This is a genomic window from Caulobacter zeae, assembly GCF_002858925.1.
GTDB lineage: Bacteria > Pseudomonadota > Alphaproteobacteria > Caulobacterales > Caulobacteraceae > Caulobacter > Caulobacter zeae.
Genome location: NZ_PJRS01000011.1, coordinates 116,820 through 137,117 on the forward strand (window position 1 = coordinate 116,820; position 20,298 = coordinate 137,117).

12 protein-coding genes are annotated in these 20,298 nt (G+C 69.5%); 2 read left to right on the top strand and 10 right to left on the bottom strand.

Annotated features, from left to right (window positions below):
* Positions 1-474 precede the first annotated feature (474 nt).
* Positions 475-2,154: a methyl-accepting chemotaxis protein gene (locus tag SGCZBJ_RS05280; RefSeq protein ID WP_101716976.1), complete on the top strand. Its 1,680-nt coding sequence runs from the start codon at positions 475-477 to the stop codon at positions 2,152-2,154.
* Between the two features lie 203 nt (positions 2,155-2,357).
* Here the strand turns inward: SGCZBJ_RS05280 and SGCZBJ_RS05285 are convergent, their stop codons facing one another.
* The 7 genes from SGCZBJ_RS05285 to SGCZBJ_RS05315 all read right to left on the bottom strand — a co-directional run bounded on the left by SGCZBJ_RS05285 (position 2,358) and on the right by SGCZBJ_RS05315 (position 13,187).
* Positions 2,358-5,714, bottom strand: a complete 3,357-nt coding sequence (locus SGCZBJ_RS05285; RefSeq protein ID WP_101716977.1) for a glycosyltransferase — start codon at positions 5,712-5,714, stop codon at positions 2,358-2,360.
* A 286-nt stretch (positions 5,715-6,000) separates the two neighbouring features.
* Entirely contained in the window at positions 6,001-7,329 is a 1,329-nt protein-coding gene (locus tag SGCZBJ_RS05290; protein ID WP_101717251.1) for a spinster family MFS transporter, read from the bottom strand.
* A 96-nt stretch (positions 7,330-7,425) separates the two neighbouring features.
* Positions 7,426-9,660 carry a TonB-dependent receptor gene (locus tag SGCZBJ_RS05295; RefSeq protein WP_101716978.1) on the bottom strand — a complete coding sequence of 745 codons (2,235 nt, stop codon included), beginning with the start codon at positions 9,658-9,660 and terminating at the stop codon, positions 7,426-7,428.
* A gap of 197 nt (positions 9,661-9,857) precedes the next feature.
* Positions 9,858-10,556 carry a TetR/AcrR family transcriptional regulator gene (locus tag SGCZBJ_RS05300; RefSeq protein ID WP_101717252.1) on the bottom strand — a complete coding sequence of 233 codons (699 nt, stop codon included), beginning with the start codon at positions 10,554-10,556 and terminating at the stop codon, positions 9,858-9,860.
* A 92-nt stretch (positions 10,557-10,648) separates the two neighbouring features.
* The gene (locus SGCZBJ_RS05305; protein ID WP_101717253.1) at positions 10,649-12,100 is read right to left on the bottom strand and encodes a carotenoid oxygenase family protein; all 1,452 of its coding nucleotides are present in this window, start codon (positions 12,098-12,100) and stop codon (positions 10,649-10,651) included.
* Between the two features lie 14 nt (positions 12,101-12,114).
* Positions 12,115-12,591 carry a DUF2141 domain-containing protein gene (locus SGCZBJ_RS05310; protein WP_101716979.1) on the bottom strand — a complete coding sequence of 159 codons (477 nt, stop codon included), beginning with the start codon at positions 12,589-12,591 and terminating at the stop codon, positions 12,115-12,117.
* Between the two features lie 53 nt (positions 12,592-12,644).
* Positions 12,645-13,187: a DUF2306 domain-containing protein gene (locus SGCZBJ_RS05315; protein WP_117590365.1), complete on the bottom strand. Its 543-nt coding sequence runs from the start codon at positions 13,185-13,187 to the stop codon at positions 12,645-12,647.
* Between the two features lie 138 nt (positions 13,188-13,325).
* On the opposite strand from SGCZBJ_RS05315, the gene SGCZBJ_RS05320 reads away from it, so the two are divergent.
* On the top strand, positions 13,326-14,066 hold the full coding sequence (locus tag SGCZBJ_RS05320; protein WP_101716980.1) for a LytTR family DNA-binding domain-containing protein: 741 nt from the start codon (positions 13,326-13,328) through the stop codon (positions 14,064-14,066).
* On the opposite strand, the gene SGCZBJ_RS05325 is transcribed toward SGCZBJ_RS05320, so the two are convergent.
* The 3 genes from SGCZBJ_RS05325 to polA all read right to left on the bottom strand — a co-directional run bounded on the left by SGCZBJ_RS05325 (position 14,063) and on the right by polA (position 20,266).
* Complete coding sequence (locus SGCZBJ_RS05325; RefSeq protein ID WP_133149193.1) at positions 14,063-14,992, bottom strand: hypothetical protein; 930 nt, start codon at positions 14,990-14,992, stop codon at positions 14,063-14,065. The genes SGCZBJ_RS05320 and SGCZBJ_RS05325 overlap by 4 nt on opposite strands.
* A gap of 134 nt (positions 14,993-15,126) precedes the next feature.
* Positions 15,127-17,076 (bottom strand): methyl-accepting chemotaxis protein, encoded by a 1,950-nt coding sequence (locus tag SGCZBJ_RS05330; protein WP_101716982.1) that lies wholly within the window; start codon positions 17,074-17,076, stop codon positions 15,127-15,129.
* 283 nt (positions 17,077-17,359) lie between these two features.
* Positions 17,360-20,266 (bottom strand): DNA polymerase I, encoded by a 2,907-nt coding sequence (gene polA, locus SGCZBJ_RS05335; RefSeq protein ID WP_205685330.1) that lies wholly within the window; start codon positions 20,264-20,266, stop codon positions 17,360-17,362.
* Between the last annotated feature and the right edge of the window lie 32 nt (positions 20,267-20,298).

A 20,298-nucleotide genomic window follows, 5' to 3' on the forward strand; every position in this document is an offset into this window, starting at 1 on the left:
CCGCACTTGGACGATAAGGCGCCCCCATATTTTCGATCCGTTGTCCGAACGGACAACGGCGCCGCCTTCCTGGGCCGAACGATCGAAAAGCCTGATCTTTTGGCAAATCGTCCACAGCCCCAGGCCAGCAAGGCGTTGAGGGACGTGGGAGAAGCGAGATAACGATGTTAGCGCTCACTTCAATCGCGAACCGATGGCGTTTGTGCGCTGCGATTGTGCAGTCTTCGACGCGAAGGCGCATATGCCGCACTTCGTGACGAAGTATTGCTGCGGTCGCCGACCGGCGTGCGACGAGCGTCGGAAAAACAACGACTTAGATACGATGCATTTTGTGCGAAATCGGAAAACCGGGGCAGGATATACTCGGCGCGACCTTCAGTCTTGAAAGTATCAATCATTTATTGACCGTCCCGAAGCTTCTCCTTGCCTGAAGCGATCTATGGAAAACCCTGGATCGGCATTGGAAGGGCTTCCATGTTCAACCGCTCGCAAGTTCAGGCCGCCCTGACCCTGGCGGCTCTCGACCGCTCGCTGGCGACCATCGAATTCGATCCCAAGGGCCGGATCCTGACGGCGAACGCGAATTTCTGCTCGGCCATGGGCTACGACCTGGCCGAAATCGTCGGCCAGCACCACAGCCTGTTCGTCGAGCCCGACTATGCGGCCAGCGGCGACTACGCGGCGTTCTGGGCCAAGCTCGGGCGGGGCGAATTCGACGCCCGCGAGTATCTGCGGGTGGGCAAGGACGGCCGCGAGGTGTGGATCCAGGCCTCGTACAATCCGATCCGCGACGCGCGCGGCGCGGTGAGCCGGATCGTCAAGATCGCCACCGACATCACCGAGCAGAAGCGCCGCGCCGCCGAGCAGCACGGCAAGATGGAGGCCATCGGCCGGGCCCAGGCGGTGATCGAGTTCACCCCGGCCGGCGAGATCCTGACCGCCAACCAGAACTTCCTCGACGCCCTGGGCTATACGCTGGGCGAGATCCAGGGCCGCCATCACCGGATGTTCGTCGAGCCGGCCGAGGCCAATGCGCCGGGCTACGCCGCCTTCTGGGCCCGGCTGAACGCCGGCGAGTTCGTCGCCGCCGAGTTCAAGCGCCTGGGCAAGGGCGGGCGCGAGGTGTGGATCCAGGCCTCGTACAACCCGATCTTCGACCACAAGCGCCGCATCGCCAAGGTCGTGAAGTTCGCCACGGTGGTCACCGGTCGGGTCGAGGCGGTCAACGCCATCGCCACGGGGCTGGACCAACTGGCCCGCAACAACCTGACCTATCGCATCGACAGGCCGGTCGATCCGCAGTTCGCCAAGGTGCGCGACGACTTCAACAGCGCGATGTCGGCGCTGGACGGCGCCATGGGCGTGGTGGCCTCGGCCACCCAGAGCGTCGGGGCCGGGGCGCAGGAGATCTCGATCGCCGCCGACGACCTGTCGCGCCGCACCGAGATCCAGGCCTCGAACCTGGAGGAGGCCGCCGCCGCCCTCGACCAGATCACCGCCACGGTCAACCGCAGCGCCGAGGGCGCGCGCGAGGTCTCGCAGGTGGCTTCGGCCGCCCGCATCGACGCCACCCGCTCGGGCGAGATCGTCGGCGAGGCCGTCGCGGCCATGGGCGAGATCGAGGAAAGCTCTGGCAAGATCACCAGCATCATCGGGGTGATCGACGAGATCGCGTTCCAGACCAACCTCTTGGCCCTCAACGCCGGGGTCGAGGCCGCGCGGGCGGGCGACGCCGGCAAGGGCTTTGCGGTCGTGGCCTCGGAAGTGCGGGCCCTGGCCCAGCGCTCGGCGGAAGCCGCCAAGGAGATCAAGGCCCTGATCGCCAGGAGCACCTCGCAGGTCGGCCGCGGCGTGCGGCTGGTCGGCGAGACGGGCGAGGCCCTGGCCACGATCGTCGACAAGGTCGGCAAGATCGACGGCCTGATCCTGGAGATCGCCCAGTCCTCGCGCGAGCAGGCCACGGGCCTGTCGGAGGTCAACACCGCCGTCAACCGCATGGACGAGGTCACCCAGCGCAACTCGGCCATGGTCGAGGAAGCCACCGTCGCCTCGGCCAGCCTGAAGCTGGAAGCCGGCGAGCTGGCGCAGCTGGTGTCGCGGTTCGAGGTCAGCAGCGGCGGGACGGGCGCGCAAGCCGCGAGGCGGCGGGCGTAAACCCAAAACCTCTCCCATGGGGAGAGGGAGGGGCCCGCGCCGATAGGCGTGGGAGGGTGAGGGGGTAAACCGCCTGCGGTCCCATCATCCCTCGGTCACAGCCCTGTCCGGATAGGCTCAAACCCCTCAACCTCCCATGCTGCGCATGGGCCCCTCCCTCTCCCTCTGGGAGAGGTTTTTCAGGGATGGGGGAGGTTCTTGCTTCACTTCACCGCCACGGTCGCGCGGCGTTCCAGTTTGCCCCAGCCCACCCGGCCGCCGCGCACGGCGGTCAGCACCGATTTCACCACCACGTAGTACATCAGCTGGCGGTAGCCGAAGCGCTGCACCGGCAGGTAGGGCAGGTCGGCCCACGGCGCGCGCTTCTCCAGGGCCATGCCCAGGGCGCCGGCCGACAGGTCGACGAGAATGAACACCGCCCAGTAGAGCAGGCCGCGCACCATGTCGTCGGGCCGCCATTCCAGCGGGTGGGCGAGCGCGGCGTAGAGGCCCGACACCAGGCTCCAGACCACGGCCAGGTCCACGAGCGGCGCCGCCACGGCCAGGAGGATCTGGAACAGCCAGATCTGCGGCAGGGCCACGAAGCCCAGCACCGGGGTCTTGGGGTTGAACAGCGCCGCGCGATGCTTCCACACGCATTGCAGGGTGCCGAACGACCAGCGGAAGCGCTGCTTGAGCAGGCCCGACACCGTGTCGGGGGCCTCGGTATAGGCGCGGGCGGCCGGGTCGAAGGCCACCTTCCAGCCGGCGCGCTGGCAGGCGATGGTCAGGTCCTGGTCCTCGGCCAGGGTGTCGGAGGGATAGCCGCCCAGGGCGTCGAGCACGCTCTTGCGCCAGGCCCCGACCGCGCCCGGCACGACGGTCACCGCGCCCAGGGCCGCCAGAGCCCGCCGCTCCAGGTTCTGGGCGGTGACATATTCCAGGGCCTGCCAGCGGGTGACGATGTTGAGGCGGTTGCCGACGATGGCGTTGCCGGCCACAGCCCCGATCTTCGGGTCGGCGAACCAGCGCACCAGACGGCCGATGGTCGACTTGGGGAACTGGGTGTCGGCGTCCAGGGCCACGACATACTCGCCCCTGGCCACGGCCAGGCCCCGGTTGACGGCCCGCGCCTTGCCGCCGTTCTCGAACGACAGCAGCGTCACGCGCGGATCGCCGGCGAAGTGGTCGCGCACCTCCTGGGCCGTGCGGTCCTTGGAGCCGTCGTCGAGGACCAGCACCTCGATATTGGTCCAGTCGCTCTCCAGGATCCGCGCCACCGATGCGGCGATCACCTTTTCCTCGTTGAAGCAGGGGATCAGCACGCTGACCAGCGGGCCGCTCGCGGGATCCAGATCCTGCGGCGTGCGCTCGGTCGCCTTGTGGACCAAGGCCAGGCAGGCCAGGAAGACGAGGCGCGCCACGCCCAGGGCGATGGCGGTGATGAAGAGCCCGACCAGCAGGGCGTTCAGCCCCCGGAAGAAGCCGAAACCCAGGCGGTCCAGCGCCAGGCCGACGGGATCGCGCTCGCTCTTGGGCATCACCTGCTCAGGCGTCATGCCGGCCAGCTCGCCGACCGTGACCAGCCGGTAGCCGCGGGCGCGGATGCCGTCGATCAGGCCGGGCAGGGCCTTGATGGTGTTCTCGCGATTGCCGCCGGCGTCGTGCAGCAGCACCACCTGCCCGGGGTTGGCGCCCGGATGGTCCAGGCGGTCCAGCGCGCGGTCGATGATCACCTGCGGGGGCGGCTTCTGCCAGTCGTCGGTGTCGATCCGCAGGCCGACGATCAGGTAGCCCAGGGTCTGGGCGATCACCAGGGGATCGACCTCGCGCGGGGTCGAGGGCTCGGCGTCGCCGAAGAACGGCGGGCGGAACAGCCGCATCGAGCGGCCGGTGACCACCTCGAACAGGCGCTGGGTGGCGTTCAGCTCGACCTGGGTCTGGGGCAGCGGCGTCTCGCCGATGTTGGGGTGGGTCCAGGTGTGGCCGCCGACGTCGTGGCCTTCGCGGATCTCGCGCTCCACTAGGCCCGGATGCTTCTGCATGTTCTGGCCGATGACGAAGAAGGTGGCCGGCGCGTTCTTGGCTTTCAGGATGTCGAGGATCTTCGGCGTCCAGCGCGGGTCGGGGCCGTCGTCGAAGGTCAGGGCCACCAGGCCCGGCTTCTGGCCGTAGCGCTCGATGACATAGGAGCTGGGCAGCACGTCGTAGGTCTCGCCCGAGATCAGGCCGGTGTCGGGGTCGAACTCCAGGGACCGCTTGCCCGGCGTGGGCAGGGACGAGACACGCAGCACCTCGCCGCCGCCGTCGAAGTCGACGCTCTGGCCCGCCGGGATGCGGGCCAGGGCGGCGGCCGTCGCCTTGCCGTAGGGCTGGCCCAGCACGCTCCACACGCCCGGATCCTCGCCGCCCATCCGCCACAGGCCATAGCCGCGCGGGCGGAACGGGTCGGTGGCCTTGATCTGGTTGAACAGGGTGGCCGCGTCGAGGAACCACACGACGTGCTTGTCGCCGTTGTCGGCGGCGTAGGCGTAGGTGGGGTTGAGGGCGTCGTCGTCCATGCGGATGGCCGCGCCGGCGTCCTGGGCGTTGCGGATCGCCTCGTGGAAGGTGGCCGCGTCGCCGCTGGCCGCCGTCCCGTCGGCCTTCAGCGTCCAGTCGTAGCCGTAGGCGCCGAGCGCCAGCACGGTGCGGGCCGGGTCGAGGGTGGCGAAGCGCTTGTCGAGCTCGGCTTCGTACCAATCCTGGCCGGCGTTGGGGCCGGGATCGCCGCCGCCGTAGTGCTGGTCGTAGGCCATCAGCACGATGGTGTCGGCCGACTGCTGCAGGCGCTTGAGCGGCCAGCCCTGTTCGTCGAAGGGCGCGGTGACCCAGACCTCGCGGCCCGAGGCCTTGAAGGCCGCGCGGGCTTCGTCCAGCAGCAGCGGATAGTTGGCCAGGCCCTTGGGCGACAGGGCCTCGAGGTCGAAGATGTAGCCGCCGAAGCCGCGCCGCTGGGCCAGGGCGACCAGGTTGTCGATCAGCGCCTTGCGGGCGGCCGGGTCGGCCAGCAGGGCGTCGGCCATCGGGCCGTTGAAGCTGGCGTTAGCCGAGTTGTGTACCAGCGGCAGCACGGTCGGGTGGTTGGGCGCGGCGGCGATGCGGGCCGTGCCGACCGGGTCGTCGTCGACCGAGATCTGGCCCTTGGGGCCGTTCAGCGCCACCCACTGCGGCGAGACGACATCGAGGCCGGCGATGTGCCGGCGCAGGGACTCGCGGCTGTCCTCGTCCCAGGGCACGTAGAAGCCGACGCTGAGCGGCTTGGCCGCGCCGGTCGTGGTCGGGGTCTTGGGCGCGGGGAGGGCTCGCCAGGCGGGCGGCTTGCCGGGCTTGAGGCGGTGGACCGTCTCCTCGTGCAGCGCCGACAGCACGTGCGGGTCCTTCAGCGTCACCGCCGGCAGGCGCGGGGCGAAGGCCAGGGTGGCCAGGAAGCCGGCGACGATGGCCGCCACCAGCGACAGGGCTATGCCCGCCGCCAGGGTGAACCTGCGCCGCCGCTTGCCGGTGGGATCATGGAAGATGTGCCGATCGTCGCCGCTCATCGCGCCGTGCCCCGTTCATACCGCTGATAACACGGTTTCGGCGGCGCAATGATCCTCGATCATGTCCGAACGGTGGCGCTTGAACGGCCTTGAAGCGACTGCGACTTTTTGGCCGGGGATCGCCTTCCGTTCCCCCACTCCACTCCCGTCATTCCCGCCCTTGGTTCCGCTCCCACGAGAGGCGCAAGCGGACTGCTCAGCAGTCCGCCGCTCTCGCCCTTGCGGCTGACAGAGGGGTTCCCGCCACAAGGGCGGGAATGACGAGAGGAATGGGGAGGCGGTGGACCTAGTCCACCCAGTCCTTCTCCAGCCGCTTGCTGGCCAGGAAGAACAGGCCGGCGGCCACGAGATAGAAGCCCATGCCGGTATAGATCGACCAGCGCAGCGACTCCGCGCCGAACACCGGCTTCAGGAGGTCGGAGACCAGGCCGAAATAGTAGATGCCGACGGCGATGCCGAGCAGGTTGTTGATCAGCAGGAACAGGGCCGAGGCGGTGGTGCGCATCGGGGCCGGGGCCAGGTGCTGGACGGCGGCGGTGATGGGGCCCAGCCACGCCAGGTTCAGGCCCGTGGGGATCAGGAAGATCAGGAAGGCGGCCGTCATCGCGCCGGTGCGGCCAAGGCCCCCGAACAGCGCGCCGCTGTTCATGGCCAGCAGGAAGCAGGGCACCGAGATCAGGAAGGCGATGGCCGGGGTGATCGGGTAGCCCGACTTGGACTTGGCGCCCAGCTTGTCGGCCACCACGCCGCCCAGCCAGATGCCCAGCAGGCCGCCGAACAGGGCGATGCCCGAATAGTACCAGGCGGTCTGCGACAGGGTCAGGCCAAGGCTGCGCATGAAGAAGCTGGGCAGCCAGGCGGCCACGCCGTAGCCGCACACCGACGAGGCGGCCGCGCCGAACGACAGCAGCCAGAACGACGGCTTGGCCGCCAGCAGGCGCACGGCGTCGCCGAACGGCGGGGGCGGCGCGGGCGGGGCCGGGGGCGCGGCGCTCTCGATGCGGTCGGCGCCGCCGCGCGGCGGATCCTTGACGATCGCGCGGAAGATCGGGGCCAGCACCACGCCGAGAAGACCCACGACGATGAAGGCCGTGCGCCAGCCGTAGGTGGCGGCCAGCAGGCCGCCGACCAGCGTGCCCAGGCCAGACCCCAGCGGGATGCCGAAGGCGTAGGCGGCCAGGGCGCGGGCCCGTTGGCTCTTGGGGAAGTAGTCGGCGATCAGCGAATAGGCCGGAGCCACGCCGCCGGCCTCGCCGACGCCGACGCCCATGCGCGAGAAGAACAGCTGCCAGAACCCGCCGGCGAAGCCGCAAAGGGCCGTGAAGCCGCTCCAGACGGTGAGGGCGGCGGTCATGATCCACACGCGGCTGAAGCGGTCGGCCAGCCAGGCGATGGGGATGGCCAGGGTGGTGTAGAGCAGGGCGAAGGCCAGGCCCCCCATCAGGCCGAACTGGCCGTCGGTGAGGCCGAACTCGTCCTTGATCGGCTTGGCCAGGATCCCGAGGATCTGCCGGTCGAGGAAGTTCAGGGTGTAGACGAGGATCAGCGTGGCCAGCACCACGTAGCGATAGCTCGGGGCCGGCGCGGCCTCGTCAGGTTTGCGACCGTCGTCCATCGCCATGCCCCCAGGGAATCAAACTCGGCTTTTGTGCAGCCTGGACAAGAAAAGGGCGACGGCCTGTTGCAGCAAGCCGTCGCCCTAGGCGTTCGCCTAGAACTTCACTTCGAACGACGCCGTCACCGTGCGCGGCGGGCCGTAGAAAGCGCTGACGGAGTTGCCGTAGAACACGGCCGCCGACTGCGGGAAGTTGTAGCCGCCGATGCGATAGCGCTCGTCGCCGAGGTTCTTGCCGGTCAGGGCGGCCTTGTAGCGCCCTTGCGCCGAGGTCCAGATCAGGCTGGCGTCATAGAGCCAGTAGGACCCCTGATCGAGCGCCGAGGGGATCTCGAACATGTGGTAGGACGAGCGGTACGAGGCCGTCGGGGTGAAGGTGATCGAGCCGTTGTCGCCCAGGTCGTGGCTGAAGTTCAGGCCGAAGTTGCCCGTCCACTTCGGGGTGTTCTGGAACACCCGCGAGTTGGAGAAGTCGCGCACCACCGGCGGCGTCGAGGTCAGGTCCAGCGCCTTGTACTCGTCGAACTCGGCCTTGATGTAGCCCAGCGAGACGTTGGCGCTGACCCAGTGGGCCAGCTTGGCGACGCCCTCGACCTCGAAGCCCGACATGTGGGCGCGGCCGACGTTCAGCACCTGGCTGGCGATCGAAGCGCCGACCGGGGTCTGCTGGGTGACCTGCATGTCCTTGTACTTGGAGTAGAACACCGCGGTGTTCAGGCTCAGGCGGCGGTCGAAGAAGTAGCCCTTCAGGCCGCCTTCGAACGAGTCGACGGTCTCGGGCTCGTAGCCGTCGGCCGAGTTGGGCGTCAGGATCTGGTCGGAGCGCATGTCGAAGCCGCCCGACTTGAAGCCCTGGCTGTAGGAGACATAGGCGTTCAGGTCGTCGCTGATCTCGTACTTGGCGCTGAGGCGCGGGGTGAACTTCGAGAAGGTCTTCTTGTTGGTGAAGCTCGAGCGCAGCAGGCCGGGCACGGCGGCGTTGTTGCCGAACAGCGGGCTGCGGATGCCGGTGAAGTTCTGGCGATAGACGCGGCCGTACTTCTCGTCGCGGGTCATGCGGCCGCCGACCGAGACCGACAGGCGCTCGGTCAGGTCGTAGCTGACGTCGGCGAAGGCCGAATAGCTCTCGGTGTCGACATTGCCGGCGGTGGCGATGGTGGTGTTGATCTGGCTGACCACGGTGTCGAAGGCGCCGGCGGCGGTGGCGTTCATGTAGTAGACGCCGGCCACGCCCTGCCAGCGGTCGCCGGTGAACAGCGCCTGGAATTCCTGGCTGAACTGGTGGTCGTTGTAGCGGCCGGGAATGTCGAGATAGGCGCCCGGCAGTTCGTCGAAGTCGATGGTGCCTTCGGTGTTGCCCGAGCGGTAGGCGGTGATCGACTTGACGGTGATCAGGTCGTTGATCGTCCACTGGCCCAGCAGCGACACGCCGCTGTTCTCGACGCGGTTGGTGTCGCCCGAGCCGGCGCGGGTGTCGTAGACGTCGGGCAGCACCTCGCCGCCGGGGATCGGCTGGCCCAGGATGTTCAGCGCCTGCACCTCGCGGTGGCCGTGGCGCGGGTTCGACTTGTCGCGGGTGGTGTCGGCCGACAGCCTAAAGAACAGCGCGTCGGTGGGCGTGTATTCGACGCTGACGCGGCCGGTGGCGACGTCCTTGTCGTAGTGTTCGGCGCCGGTGTTGAGGTTCTTGCCGTAGCCGTCGTGGTCGAAGCTGGCGGCGGCGAAGCTGACCGCCAGCTTGTCGCCGATCGGGGCCTTGGCCGAGACCAGGAAGTCGCGCTGGTCGTAGCTGCCCAGCGAGGCCTTCAGGCGCAGTTCCGGCTCCGGGCCGATCTTGCGGGTCACATACTTGACCGCGCCGCCGATGGTGTTGCGGCCGTACAGCGTGCCCTGCGGGCCGCGCAGCACTTCGATGCGCTCGATGTCGAACACGTCGAGCACCGCGCCCTGCGGACGGGCGATGTAGACGTCGTCGACATAGAGGCCCACGCCGGGCTCGAAGCCCCACAGCGGGTCCTGCTGGCCGACGCCGCGGATGAACGAGATCAGGGTCGAGTTGGAGCCGCGCGCCACCTGCAAGGTCAGGTTCGGCGTCGACTGCTGCAGGCTGGTGATGTCCGAGGCGCCCATGCGCTCCAGCGCGGCGGCGCCATAGGCCGAGACGGCCACCGGCACGTCCTTCAGGGTTTCTTCGCGCCGGCGGGCGGTGACGACCACCTCTTCGACGCCGACGCCTTGCTCCGTCGTCGCCTGTTCCTGTGCAACCGCGAGATTGCTCGCAGCGCCCCACGCCGCGCCAGCCAGCAGCGCAGCCTTCCACATCGTTTTCATGGACAGCCCCTCTTACCTAGATGCGTTTCGTCCCTCACGCTGGCCGGGCCGTCTGGAGCAGCCTCGTTTCCAGCGTTTCCCGCACGATTTCACCGCCGCGGGAATTCGACTTCACTGTCACCTAGGTTGAGGAAATGCGCCAGCCTTTTTTCACCAGGTGGTGAAAAGTGTAATCCGCGGGCGGAGGGTCGCCTGCGTCAGGTCTTGCCGGACCTGGCCACGACCGCCTCGAAACCGGCCGCGCAATAGGCGAACAGGCGCGCGCGCACGGCCTCCAGGTCGCTGGAATGGCACACCCCTTCCGACAGCGTGTCGATCCGCCCGGTCTCCGACAGGGCCAGCATCATCGAGCCGGTCAGGAACTGGTAGCACCAGTAGAGGTCGCGATATTCCGCGTCGGGACGGACGATCTTCAGCGTATCGACCAGCTGGTGGACGACCGGGTCGAAGAACCGCGCCATGGTCTCGCCGCCCCAGGCCGGGGTGTTGTTCACCTGGGCCACGAGGGCGAAATAGCTCTTCCAGCCGCCGCCGCCCTCCTGCGAGATGCGCAGCAGGGGATCGATGAAGGCGGTGATCACCCCCTCCACCGTCATGCGCGCGCCGAAGGTCTCGACATAGGCGTTCATCGAGACGCTGCGGGCCTGGTTGAGAATGTCGGCCCGGCGCAGGAACACCGCGTCGAACAGCTCGCGCTTGGCGCCGAAATAGTAGTGGATCAGGGCGGTGTCGACGCCGGCCTCCGAGGCCACCTGGCGGGTGGTCACGCCGTGGAAGCCGTGGCGCGCGAACAGGCCCTCGGCGGAGTCGAGGATGGTCTCCTTCAAGTCGAGGCCCGTGGCCTTGGAAGGACGGCCCCGCCCGCCGGAGCGGGCGCGGGTCTTGGCGGCGGTCATGTGGAAGAGACCCATCCGTGAACAGCGTTGTTCCTCGGATAGGCCCGCTTCCGGCGCCCTGGCAAGAGCGCGGCCGTTCCGAGGACGTCGGGTCAGGCCGTGAAAATCCCGTGGAATCCCAGAGGCAAGGCCGTGTTCGCCCGCCAGGTGACCAGCGGACCGTCGGCGACCCGGCGGGCGTCGAAGGCGTGCAGCTCGCTGGCCTGGGCGTCGAGATTGAGGCTCGTACCCACCAGCCAGCCGTCGAATTCCTCGCTGGAGCCGGGGCGGGGCACGAAGACCATCTCCTCGACCAGCTGGCGGCGGCCGAAGGCGAAGGTCTGTTCGCGGCCGGTCTTCCAGTCGCGCACCGCCACCCCGTGGAACACCGGCTTGCCCGGCTCGCCGACGGCGGCGTGGACGCTGTAGCGGCGCGGGCGGCCTGCGAACCGCTCGTCCGAGCGCGGGAACTCGGCGATGCTGTCGAAGCGGGTCAGCTGCGCCTTGCCGTCGGCGTGCAGGGTGATGAGCGCCAGGCGCGGCGGGGCGACGTTCGTGAACGGAACGCCCCGCAGCAGCTGCTCGCCGGCCGAGGCCGTGCCGCGCGGATCGTCGTCGACGCAGGCGTCGAAGCGGATCGTGCCGCCCGCGTCCTCCCAGGCGTCGCCCAGGTGGAAGAAGAAGAACGGCGGCAGCTCGAAGGTCCGGCTTTTCGTCAGGTCGGCCTTGTCGAGCACCACCACCTGGGTCCCCAGTTCCGGCTTCCAGGCCATGCTGGAGATGTAGGGCATCTCCAGCCGCTCCTGGATCCAGGGCTGAAGCACGATCACCAAATGGCGCTCCGTGGCCGTGAAGTCGTGGACGTAGCTGGCGCGCGGCAGGGCCACGACCTGGGCGTCTTCCAGCGCGCCGTCGGCGGCCAAGCGCCAGACGATGGCGTGCTTGCCCGCCAGGCCCAGGTTCCAGATCCGGCCGTCCGGCTCGCGGCGCGGGTGGGCCAGGAACGGCATGGCCTTGAGGTCGGGCCGCAGGGTCTTGAAGCCCCTGGTCTCCAGCGTGGCGGGGTCGAGCGCGCAGGGCGAGCCGGCTTCCCACAGGGCCCAAAGCTCGCCGCCGGCCATCATCACCGAGGTGTTGGCGCCGTTGGCGTCGTCGGGGCCGCCCAGGGCCGCGCCCGGACCGGCCCTGGTGCCGAAGCCCGGCGTGACCATCGCCCCGGCCGCCGTGTTGGCGCGGCGCTTGGGGGTGTCGACGAAGCGGGCGGCGAGGCTGGCCTGGCCGTCCTGGATCGACCAGCGCCGCACCAGCCCCTCGCCGTCGAACCAATGGCCGGCCGAGCCGCCGGGGCGGCGGAACTTGGCCGGGCCGTTGCGGATCAGCGCGCCAGACAGTTCGGCCGGGGCCTTGCCGCGCAGGCGGGTCAGGCCGGCCGGCGCGATGTCGCCCTCAACGTCGCGAAAGGCCAGGGTCCAGTCGGCGGCCCCGGCGGCGAACACCGTCTCGGGGCTGAGCACGGCGGCGGCCCCGGTCAGGCCGGCGGCGCGGAGAAAGGCGCGGCGATCCATCGACATCCCCGGTCTCAGCGCAGGGTCAGGGCCTGGGCGTTCTCGCCCGGCGCGACGGTGAAGGCGGCGGCCTCGAAGGACGGCGGGCCCATGTTGACCTTGGCGTCGTTGGAGAAGCCGTAGGGCTCGACCGGCAGGCCGAAGGGGTTGGTCCCCAGGCGCCCGTCGCCGTCGACGTCGTGGAAGGCGCGGATGGCGTAGGTCCCGGCCGGCAGGTCCAGGCGGACGGTCGGCGCGGCCTCGGCGGCGGGCACCGTGACGGAGGTCACCGCCTTGCCGCCCTTCCAGGCCTGGGCGCTGTCGTAGACGGCCACCTGCAGCACGCCGGTGTGGGCCTTCAGCGCCGGGAAGCTGACCACCAGGCTGGCGTCGGCAGAGGTTGCGGCGGCGGTCGCGGCGGGCGGCGCGGCCACGACCGGGATGTCCTGGCAGAAGCCGGCGACGGGAGCGGCGAGCACGGCGGCGCAGGCCAGCAGCGGGAGAAGACGCATGAAAGGAATCCTTGAAACGAACGGAAGAAGAGGGCGACGGAACGACAACGCGTTCAACCGAAGAACACTCGCCACAGCAGGCGGCCGGGGATGAAGGCGAAGCCGCCGGCCACGATCAGCCCGCCGACGAACAGGCCGGTCATGAACCGGCGGTGCAGGGCGACCTTGTGGCGGCGGGCGGCGTAGACGGCGATCGGCAGGGCGATGATGGTCCAGCCCGACAGCAGGTGGATCCAGCTCATGGCGCCGTGGTTCATCTCGTGGATGAACAGCGAGCTTATGGCGGTCAGCGCCATGGCGACCACCCAGGTCCAGCCCAGGCCGCGATGCAGGGCGCTGCCCTTGACCCCGATCATCAGCACCGTGCCGACGACCAGGGCGGTGACGGCGGCGGTCAGGTGGATCTGGATCTTCAGCGGCGCGGCCGCCACCAGGGCCAGGTTGGGCAGGTGGGGCACGATCCCGTCCAGGCCGCGGTCGCGCAGCATCAGGGCGGGGACGGCCGCGGCCGTCGTGGCGACAAGCACGCCGGCGACGCCGAGCAAGCGAAAGCGCCGGGCGCGGGGCTCGTGCATTGACAGGCTGGTCTGGGGCATCTTGATCTCCGGGCGGCGGCGGGGTGCGTCGCCGTTGCAGGATCGATAGGAGCCGACGGGGCCGTGTCTCAATCGCCGTTACGTGAGCAGCCGGCTCCGCTTCGCCAATCGCCGCCGCCCGCCGTTCACGCTTCGCGAATGGCGGCCCTGGCGGCGCGGCATGGACGCGGCGTCGTGGTGGCGGGCCTTGCCGGGCTGTTCCTGGCCTTCGCCGGCGCGTTCGGCACCGGGGACGCGCCGCTGTGGATCCGGCTCGTCTACTGGCTGGTGCTGTGCTGGTCGGGCGCGGCGGCCGGGGCGGCCGTTAGCGGGATCGTGCAGAACAGCGGCCTGACCGAGCGCCGGCCGTTCGTCGGCGGGGCGGCGATCACCCTGGGCGTGGCCTTGCCCGGCACGCTTTACGTCTGGGCGATGTCGAGCCTGATGTTCGGCGCCCTGCCGAGGCTGGAAAACCTGCGGCAGTTCTTCCTGCCGGTGCTGGCGGTCACCGCGGCGATCACGGCCCTGAACTTCCTGGTCGCCCGCAAGCCGGTCGAGACCCACGCGGCCGCCCCCGAGGCGCCGCCGCCGCGCTTTCTGGATCGTCTGCCGGCCAGGCTGCGCGGCGCGACCCTCTACGCCGTCGAGGCCCAGGACCATTACCTGCGCCTGCACACCTCCAGGGGCGAGGACCTGATCCTGATGCGCCTGTCCGACGCCATCGCCGAGCTGGAAGGCATTGAGGGCGCCCAGACCCACCGCTCGTGGTGGGTGGCGCGCGCGGCGGTGGTCGACGCCAGGCGCGGCGACGGCCGGGCCGTGCTGACCCTGGCCGGCGGCGCCGAGGCCCCGGTCAGCCGCGCCTACGCCAAGGCCCTGCGCGAGGCAGGCTGGTTCTAGCGGGGCAGCTCCTGAATGTCGCCACATGGCAGCTTGTGGCTGGTGCGGACCACGCCGTGGGGACGACAGAGGTCCTGCATCCGGCACATGGCGGGCATGTAGACGCCGAACGCATTGCTCTGCTTGAACCGCACGCTTTCGCCCTCGCCGCCGAAGTCGCGAATTTCGCTGGCTGGCGGCAGGGCGCTGATCAGGAAGTCACGCATCTGCCGGAGTCTGGGCGCGCCCGCGACCCGAGCGCGCTCGCCCAGGATATAGAAGCGGAAGTCGCGACTGAATTCCTTCGGATCGGCCATCTCGGCGTCCGGCCGCGACAGGTAATAGTCGAAGATCGCGCCACCGGGCAGCTGCTGGCGATCGTAGTCGGGGACTTTGCGGGAGCTCTCGCCAATCTGGCGCGCGTTGCGGATGCGGTCGCGGTTCTCCCAGCGCGTGACCTCTCCGAAGACCCTGCAGATCTCCTGCTCGCTCGATCCTAGCGGCATCCACTCCGTGGCCTTGTAGCTTTCCTCGCGCAGCGGCTTGGTGCCTTCGCAGGAGGAGGCCACGAGCGTCGCGTTGACGGTCTTGGGCGCCTCGTCCAGCGCCTCGGGCAGCTCGAAGGCTTCGTAGGGAATGTGGGTGTTCTGGGCGTAGCCCTTCACCAGCCGCACGACGCAGTCGCGCTCGCAGCGTCCGACCGCGCCTGACTTCAGCGGGTAGCGCTTGCCCGCGACCTCCAGCACGACGGGACCGCCGCCTGGTCCGCCGGTCAGGACCCAGTCCTCGAGCATGCAGACGGGCTTTTCGTCGACGGCGTCGAACTCCAGCGAGATAGTGCGGTATTCCGGCCGGTCGACCACCTCGTGAGGGAGGATCCCAGGCGCAGGCGCCGAGGAGGCCAGCGCCAGGGCTGACAGCGCCAGCCCGATCATCCGCAGTCGCATTCGATGTCCCCCGACACGCTCCGGCCCCGACTGGAGACCGGTGTTCGGTTCGTGGTTCATCTCGTCGTCCCGCGCAACGAAAAAGGGCGGCCCTCGCGAGCCGCCCTTTCCGCTATCGATCAAGCCTTGGGGTCTTAGAACTCTTCCCACTCGTCGACCTTGGTCGCCAGGGCGGTCGAGCCGCCGGGGCGGCCCGGGCGGACGAAGGTCTGGGCGCGGGCCTGGGCGGCGTGCACCGGGTTGGCGCGCGGGGCGGCGGGCGCGGCCGGGGCCGAGGCGCGGGCGGCGCTCTCGGCGCCGACCTTGAAGCGGCCGACCAAGGCGGCCAGCTCGCCGGTCTCGCCCTTCAGCGAGTGGGTGGCGGCGGTGGCTTCCTCGACCATGGCGGCGTTCTGCTGAACGACCTGGTCCATCTGGTTCACGGCGGTGTTGACCTGGTGCAGGCCGGTCGACTGCTCGGTGGCCGAGGCGGCGATCTCGGTGACCAGGGCGTCGATGGTGGCGACCTGCTCGACGATGCGCTGCAGGGCCTCGCCGGTCTGGCCGACCAGCGACACGCCCGAGCCGACCTGCTGGGTCGAGGTCGAGATCAGGGTCTTGATCTCCTTGGCGGCCTCGGCCGAGCGCTGGGCGAGAGCCCGGACTTCCTGGGCGACGACCGCGAAGCCCTTGCCGGCGTCACCCGCCCGCGCCGCTTCGACGCCGGCGTTCAGCGCCAGGAGGTTGGTCTGGAAGGCGATCTCGTCGATCACCCCGATGATGTTGCCGATCTGGCCCGAGGACTGCTCGATGCCGGCCATCGCGCTGACCGCCTGGCTGACGATGGCGCCCGAGCGCTCGGCGTCGGCGCGGGCGGCGGCGACCACGCTGGAGGCCTCCTTGGCGCCGGCGGCGGTCTTGCGGACGGTGGCGGTGATCTCGTCGAGGGCGGCGGCGGTCTCTTCCAGGCTGGCGGCCTGCTGCTCGGTGCGGCGCGACAGGTCGTCCGAGGCCTGGGCGATCTCCTCGGAACCGGCGCGGATGCCGCCGGTGGCGCCGTTGATGCCGCGCAGGGCGTCCTGCAGGCGGCCGGCGGCGGCGTTGAAGTCGCTCTTCAGCTGCTGGGCCTTGGGGGCGAACTCGGCGTTGATGCGGTAGGTCAGGTCGCCGTCGGCCAGCGAGCCCAAGGCTTCGGCCAGGGCGGTGATGGCGATGCGGTCGACCTCGGCCTCGGCGGCCTTTTCGGCCTCGCGCTCGACGCGCTCGCGCTCGGTGCGGGCGGCGGCGGCGGCGGCTTCCTCTTCCAGACGCAGCTTGTGGATGGCGGCGTCCTTGAAGGTGGCGACGGCGCCGGCCATCTCGCCGATCTCGTCCTTGCGGCCCGAGGCCGGCACGGCGACGCTGTTGTCGCCCGAGGCTAGGCGGCGCATGGCGGTGGTCATGGCCGCGACCGGGGCGGCGATGCCGCCGGTCAGCATCAGGCCGCCGCCGACGGCGACCGCCAGGGTGACGGCGATGCCGATGGCCAGGACCAGGGTGCTGCGCAGCGAGGCGGCGGCCTGGGCGGCGGTCTCGGCGGCGACGACGGCTTCGGCGTCGGTGGTGATGGCTTCGATGGCTTCTTCCACCGGCTCGACGGCCTTGTCGGCGACGCCGTCGTGCTTGACCAGGTCGATGGCCTGGGCGCGGGTGGCCGGATCGGCCCCCAGCTTCTCGGCCGGCTCGATGGCCTGGGCGCGGTAGGCGGCGTAGGCGGCGTCGACGGCGGCGATGCGGGCCAGATCGGCCTCGTCCTTGCCCGCCAGCTTGCGCAGCTCGTCCAGGGCGGCCACGAACTTGGGCTTGTGGGCGTTCTCCAGGCGGTCGACGTAGTAGGCGTCGCCCGACAGCAGGAAGCCGCGCAGCGAGTTCTCCTGGCGGGTCAGGCGGAAGGCGGCGGTGTCGGCGGCGCGCAGGCTGGCGTGCGCCACGGCCGTGCGCTGCACCGAGCCCTTGTAGGCCTGCTGGTTGATGAACAGCGTAACGCCCATGGCCACGATCGCGGCCAGCATCGCGCCGAACACGACCATCAGCTTCTGGGGAATCTTCAAATCACCAAACCGCACGATCCGCCTCCGGATATCTGCCCCGACGATGTGCGCGACAGCACACGTCCTCGCTGCAAGCTCTGGCGAGATCGCGGTTTCCACGGGATTAACCGTAGTGTGGCGGAACGTCGCACCCCAAGACCGGGGTTATATGCCGATGGTCAGCGACCCGGTGTCAGCAACTTCCTCAGGTTGCGGCGTGTAAGGGGTTACCGCTGATAACAACACACCCCGCTCCACCTGTGGCGGAGCGGGGTGCGACAAAGAGACGGGCCGAAAATATTTCGCTCCGAGGCCTGATCTAGTGAGCCTCGTCCCAGTTCAGGGCCGCGCGGGCCTCGACCGTCAGGGGCACGGAAAGCGCCACGGCCGGCTCGGCCGCGCCCTCCATCACCCGCCGGGCGACCGCGCACACCGCGTCAGCTTCTTCCTGCGGGGCCTCGAACACCAGTTCGTCGTGCACCTGCAGCAGCATGCGGGCCTTCAGGCCTTCCTGCTCGAGCGCGGCGGGCATGCGGGCCATGGCCCGGCGCATGACGTCGGCGGCGGCGCCCTGGATCGGGGCGTTGATGGCCGCGCGCTCGGAGAACTGCCGCTGGCCCACCGACTTGGCGTGGATGTCGGGGATGTTGATCTTGCGGCCGAAGATCGTGGTCACGTAGCCGTGCTCGCGCACGAAGGCCTTGGTGGCGTCCATATAGGCCTGGATGCCGGGGAAGCGCTCGAAATAGGTCTTGATGTAGGCTCCGGCCTCGCCCTGGCCGATGCCCAGCTGGTTGGCCAGGCCGAAGGCGCTGATGCCGTAGACGATGCCGAAGTTGATGGCCTTGGCCCGGCGGCGGATCAGCGGGTCCATGCCCTCGATCGGGGTGTCGAACATCTCCGAGGCGGTCATGGCATGGATGTCGAGCCCGTCGCGGAAGGCCTGCTGAAGTTGCGGGATCTGGCCGATGTGGGCCAAGAGGCGCAGCTCGATCTGGCTGTAGTCGGCGCTGATCAGCACCTTGCCGGCCTCGGCCACGAAGGCCTTGCGGATCTTGCGGCCCTCCTCGGTGCGGACCGGGATGTTCTGGAGGTTCGGGTCCGACGACGACAGGCGGCCCGTCGTGGTCGCGGCCAGGGCGTAGGAGGTGTGGACCCGGCCCGTGCGCTCGCTGATCGCGGCGATCAGGTTCTCGGTATAGGTGCCCTTCAGCTTCGACAGCTGGCGCCAGTCGAGCAGCACGCGCGGCAGCTCGTGTTCATTGGCCAGGCTTTCCAGCACGTCGCTGTCGGTGGACCACTGGCCCGTGGCGGTCTTCTTGCCGCCCTTCATGTTCAGCTCGCCGAACAGCACGTCGCCGATCTGCTTGGGGCTGCCCAGGTTGAACGGACGGCCGGCCAGTTTCTGGGCCTGCTCCTCGAAGTCGGCCATCCGCAGCGAGAACTCGTTGGACAGGCGGCGCAGGGTCTCCGGATCGACGCGGACGCCGTCGTTCTCCATGGTCGCCAGCACGCCCGGCATCGGCCGCTCGAGGGTCTCGTAGACCGTCAGCAGGCCCTCGGCCGCCAGGCGAGGACGCAGGACGTTGTAGAGCCGCAGGGTGACGTCGGCGTCCTCGGCGGCGTAGGCCGTGGCCTTGTCGAGAGCCACGTGCTTGAAGCTGATCTGGCTCTTTCCCGTGCCGGCCACTTCCTTGAACGGGATGGGCTTGTGGCCCAGCCACAGCTCCGACAGTTCGTCCATGCCGTGGCCGTGCAGGCCTGCTTCCAGCACGTAGCTGATCAGCATGGTGTCCTCGATCGGGGCGACGGCGATCCCCCGGCGGGCCATCACGGCGATGTCGTACTTGGCGTTCTGGGCCACCTTCAGCACCGCCGGGTCTTCCAGCAGCGGCTTCAGCGCGGCCAGGGCCTCTTCCTCGGAGATCTGCTCCAGCTTGGCCGGCGCCTCGAAGGCCAGGCCCCCGTCCTGCGGCTTGTCCTCGTGGCTGACGGGGATGTAGCAGGCCTCGCCCGGGGCGATGGCCAGCGACACGCCGCACAGGCCGGCATTGGCCGACGACAGGGCGTCGGTCTCGGTGTCGAAGGCGACGATCCCCTTGGCCCGAGCCTTGTCGATCCACACCTGCAAGGTCGGCAGGTCGCGCACGCAGACGTAAGCAGCGGTGTCGATGGCGACGGGTTCAGCCACCGGATTGGCCGCGGCGCGGGCGGCGGCCGAGACGTAGGAGACGCTGGTCACCGGCGCGGTCACGGCCTTGTCCGAAGGACGGGCCTCCAGCGTGCGCGGCGCGGCCGCGGCGTTGCCGTCGCCCACCCGGCGAGCCAGGGTGCGGAACTCCATCTCCTCGAGGAAGGCGGCCAGCACGGCCTTGTCGGGCTCGCGCACCACCAGGTCGTCCAGCGGCTCGGGCAGGGGAGTGTTGCAGTCCAGCGTGACCAGGGCCTTGGACAGGCGGATCTGGTCGGCGAAGTTGAGCAGGGTCTCGCGGCGCTTGGGCTGCTTGATCTCGCCGGCGCGGGCCAGCAGCGTGTCGAGGTCGCCGTATTCGGTGATCAGCTGGGCGGCGGTCTTGACGCCAATGCCGGGAGCTCCCGGAACGTTGTCGACGCTGTCGCCGCACAGCGACTGCACGTCGACCACCTGCTCGGGATAGACGCCGAACTTCTCGAACACTTCGTTTCGGCCGATGCGCACGCCCTTCATGGGATCGAACATCGAGACGCTGTCGCCGACCAGCTGCATCAGGTCCTTGTCGGACGAGACGATGACGGCCTCGCCGCCGGCGTCGCGGGCGGCGCAGGCATAGGCGGCGATCAGGTCGTCGGCCTCGTAGCCGGGCAGCTCGATGGCCGGCACGCCGAAGGCCCGGGTGGCGTCGCGCACCAGCGGGAACTGCGGGATCAGGTCTTCCGGCGCCGGCGGACGGTGGGCCTTGTATTGGTCGTACAGCTTGTTGCGGAACGTCTTTTCCGAGTGGTCCCAGATCACCGCCAGGTGCGTGGGCGCGTCGCCCTGCATGTCGCGCATCAGCTTCCACAGCATGTTGCAGAAGCCCTGCACCGCGCCGACGGGCAGGCCGTCGCTCTTGCGGGTCAGGGGCGGCAGGGCGTGGTAGGCGCGGAACAGATAGGCCGAGCCGTCCACCAGGAACAGGCGCAGGGCGGGGCCGTCCTGGGTCAGGGGACGGGTCTGGGCGGATTCGGGCGCGGCGGCGTCGGTCATGGCGGCGAACATAAGGGGATCGGGCGCGCGCC

Bases quoted from the DNA above. Each gene is read 5' to 3' on its own strand.
- SGCZBJ_RS05295 (WP_101716978.1), bottom strand. From the start codon at position 9,660: ATGAAAACGATGTGGAAGGCTGCGCTGCTGGCTGGCGCGGCGTGGGGC.
- SGCZBJ_RS05325 (WP_133149193.1), bottom strand. From the start codon at position 14,992: ATGCGACTGCGGATGATCGGGCTGGCGCTGTCAGCCCTGGCGCTGGCC.
- SGCZBJ_RS05320 (WP_101716980.1), top strand. From the start codon at position 13,326: ATGGCGGCCCTGGCGGCGCGGCATGGACGCGGCGTCGTGGTGGCGGGC.
- SGCZBJ_RS05290 (WP_101717251.1), bottom strand. From the start codon at position 7,329: ATGGACGACGGTCGCAAACCTGACGAGGCCGCGCCGGCCCCGAGCTAT.
- SGCZBJ_RS05310 (WP_101716979.1), bottom strand. From the start codon at position 12,591: ATGCGTCTTCTCCCGCTGCTGGCCTGCGCCGCCGTGCTCGCCGCTCCC.
- SGCZBJ_RS05285 (WP_101716977.1), bottom strand. From the start codon at position 5,714: ATGAGCGGCGACGATCGGCACATCTTCCATGATCCCACCGGCAAGCGG.
- SGCZBJ_RS05305 (WP_101717253.1), bottom strand. From the start codon at position 12,100: ATGGATCGCCGCGCCTTTCTCCGCGCCGCCGGCCTGACCGGGGCCGCC.
- polA (WP_205685330.1), bottom strand. From the start codon at position 20,266: ATGACCGACGCCGCCGCGCCCGAATCCGCCCAGACCCGTCCCCTGACC.
- SGCZBJ_RS05300 (WP_101717252.1), bottom strand. From the start codon at position 10,556: ATGACCGCCGCCAAGACCCGCGCCCGCTCCGGCGGGCGGGGCCGTCCT.
- SGCZBJ_RS05280 (WP_101716976.1), top strand. From the start codon at position 475: ATGTTCAACCGCTCGCAAGTTCAGGCCGCCCTGACCCTGGCGGCTCTC.
- SGCZBJ_RS05315 (WP_117590365.1), bottom strand. From the start codon at position 13,187: ATGCCCCAGACCAGCCTGTCAATGCACGAGCCCCGCGCCCGGCGCTTT.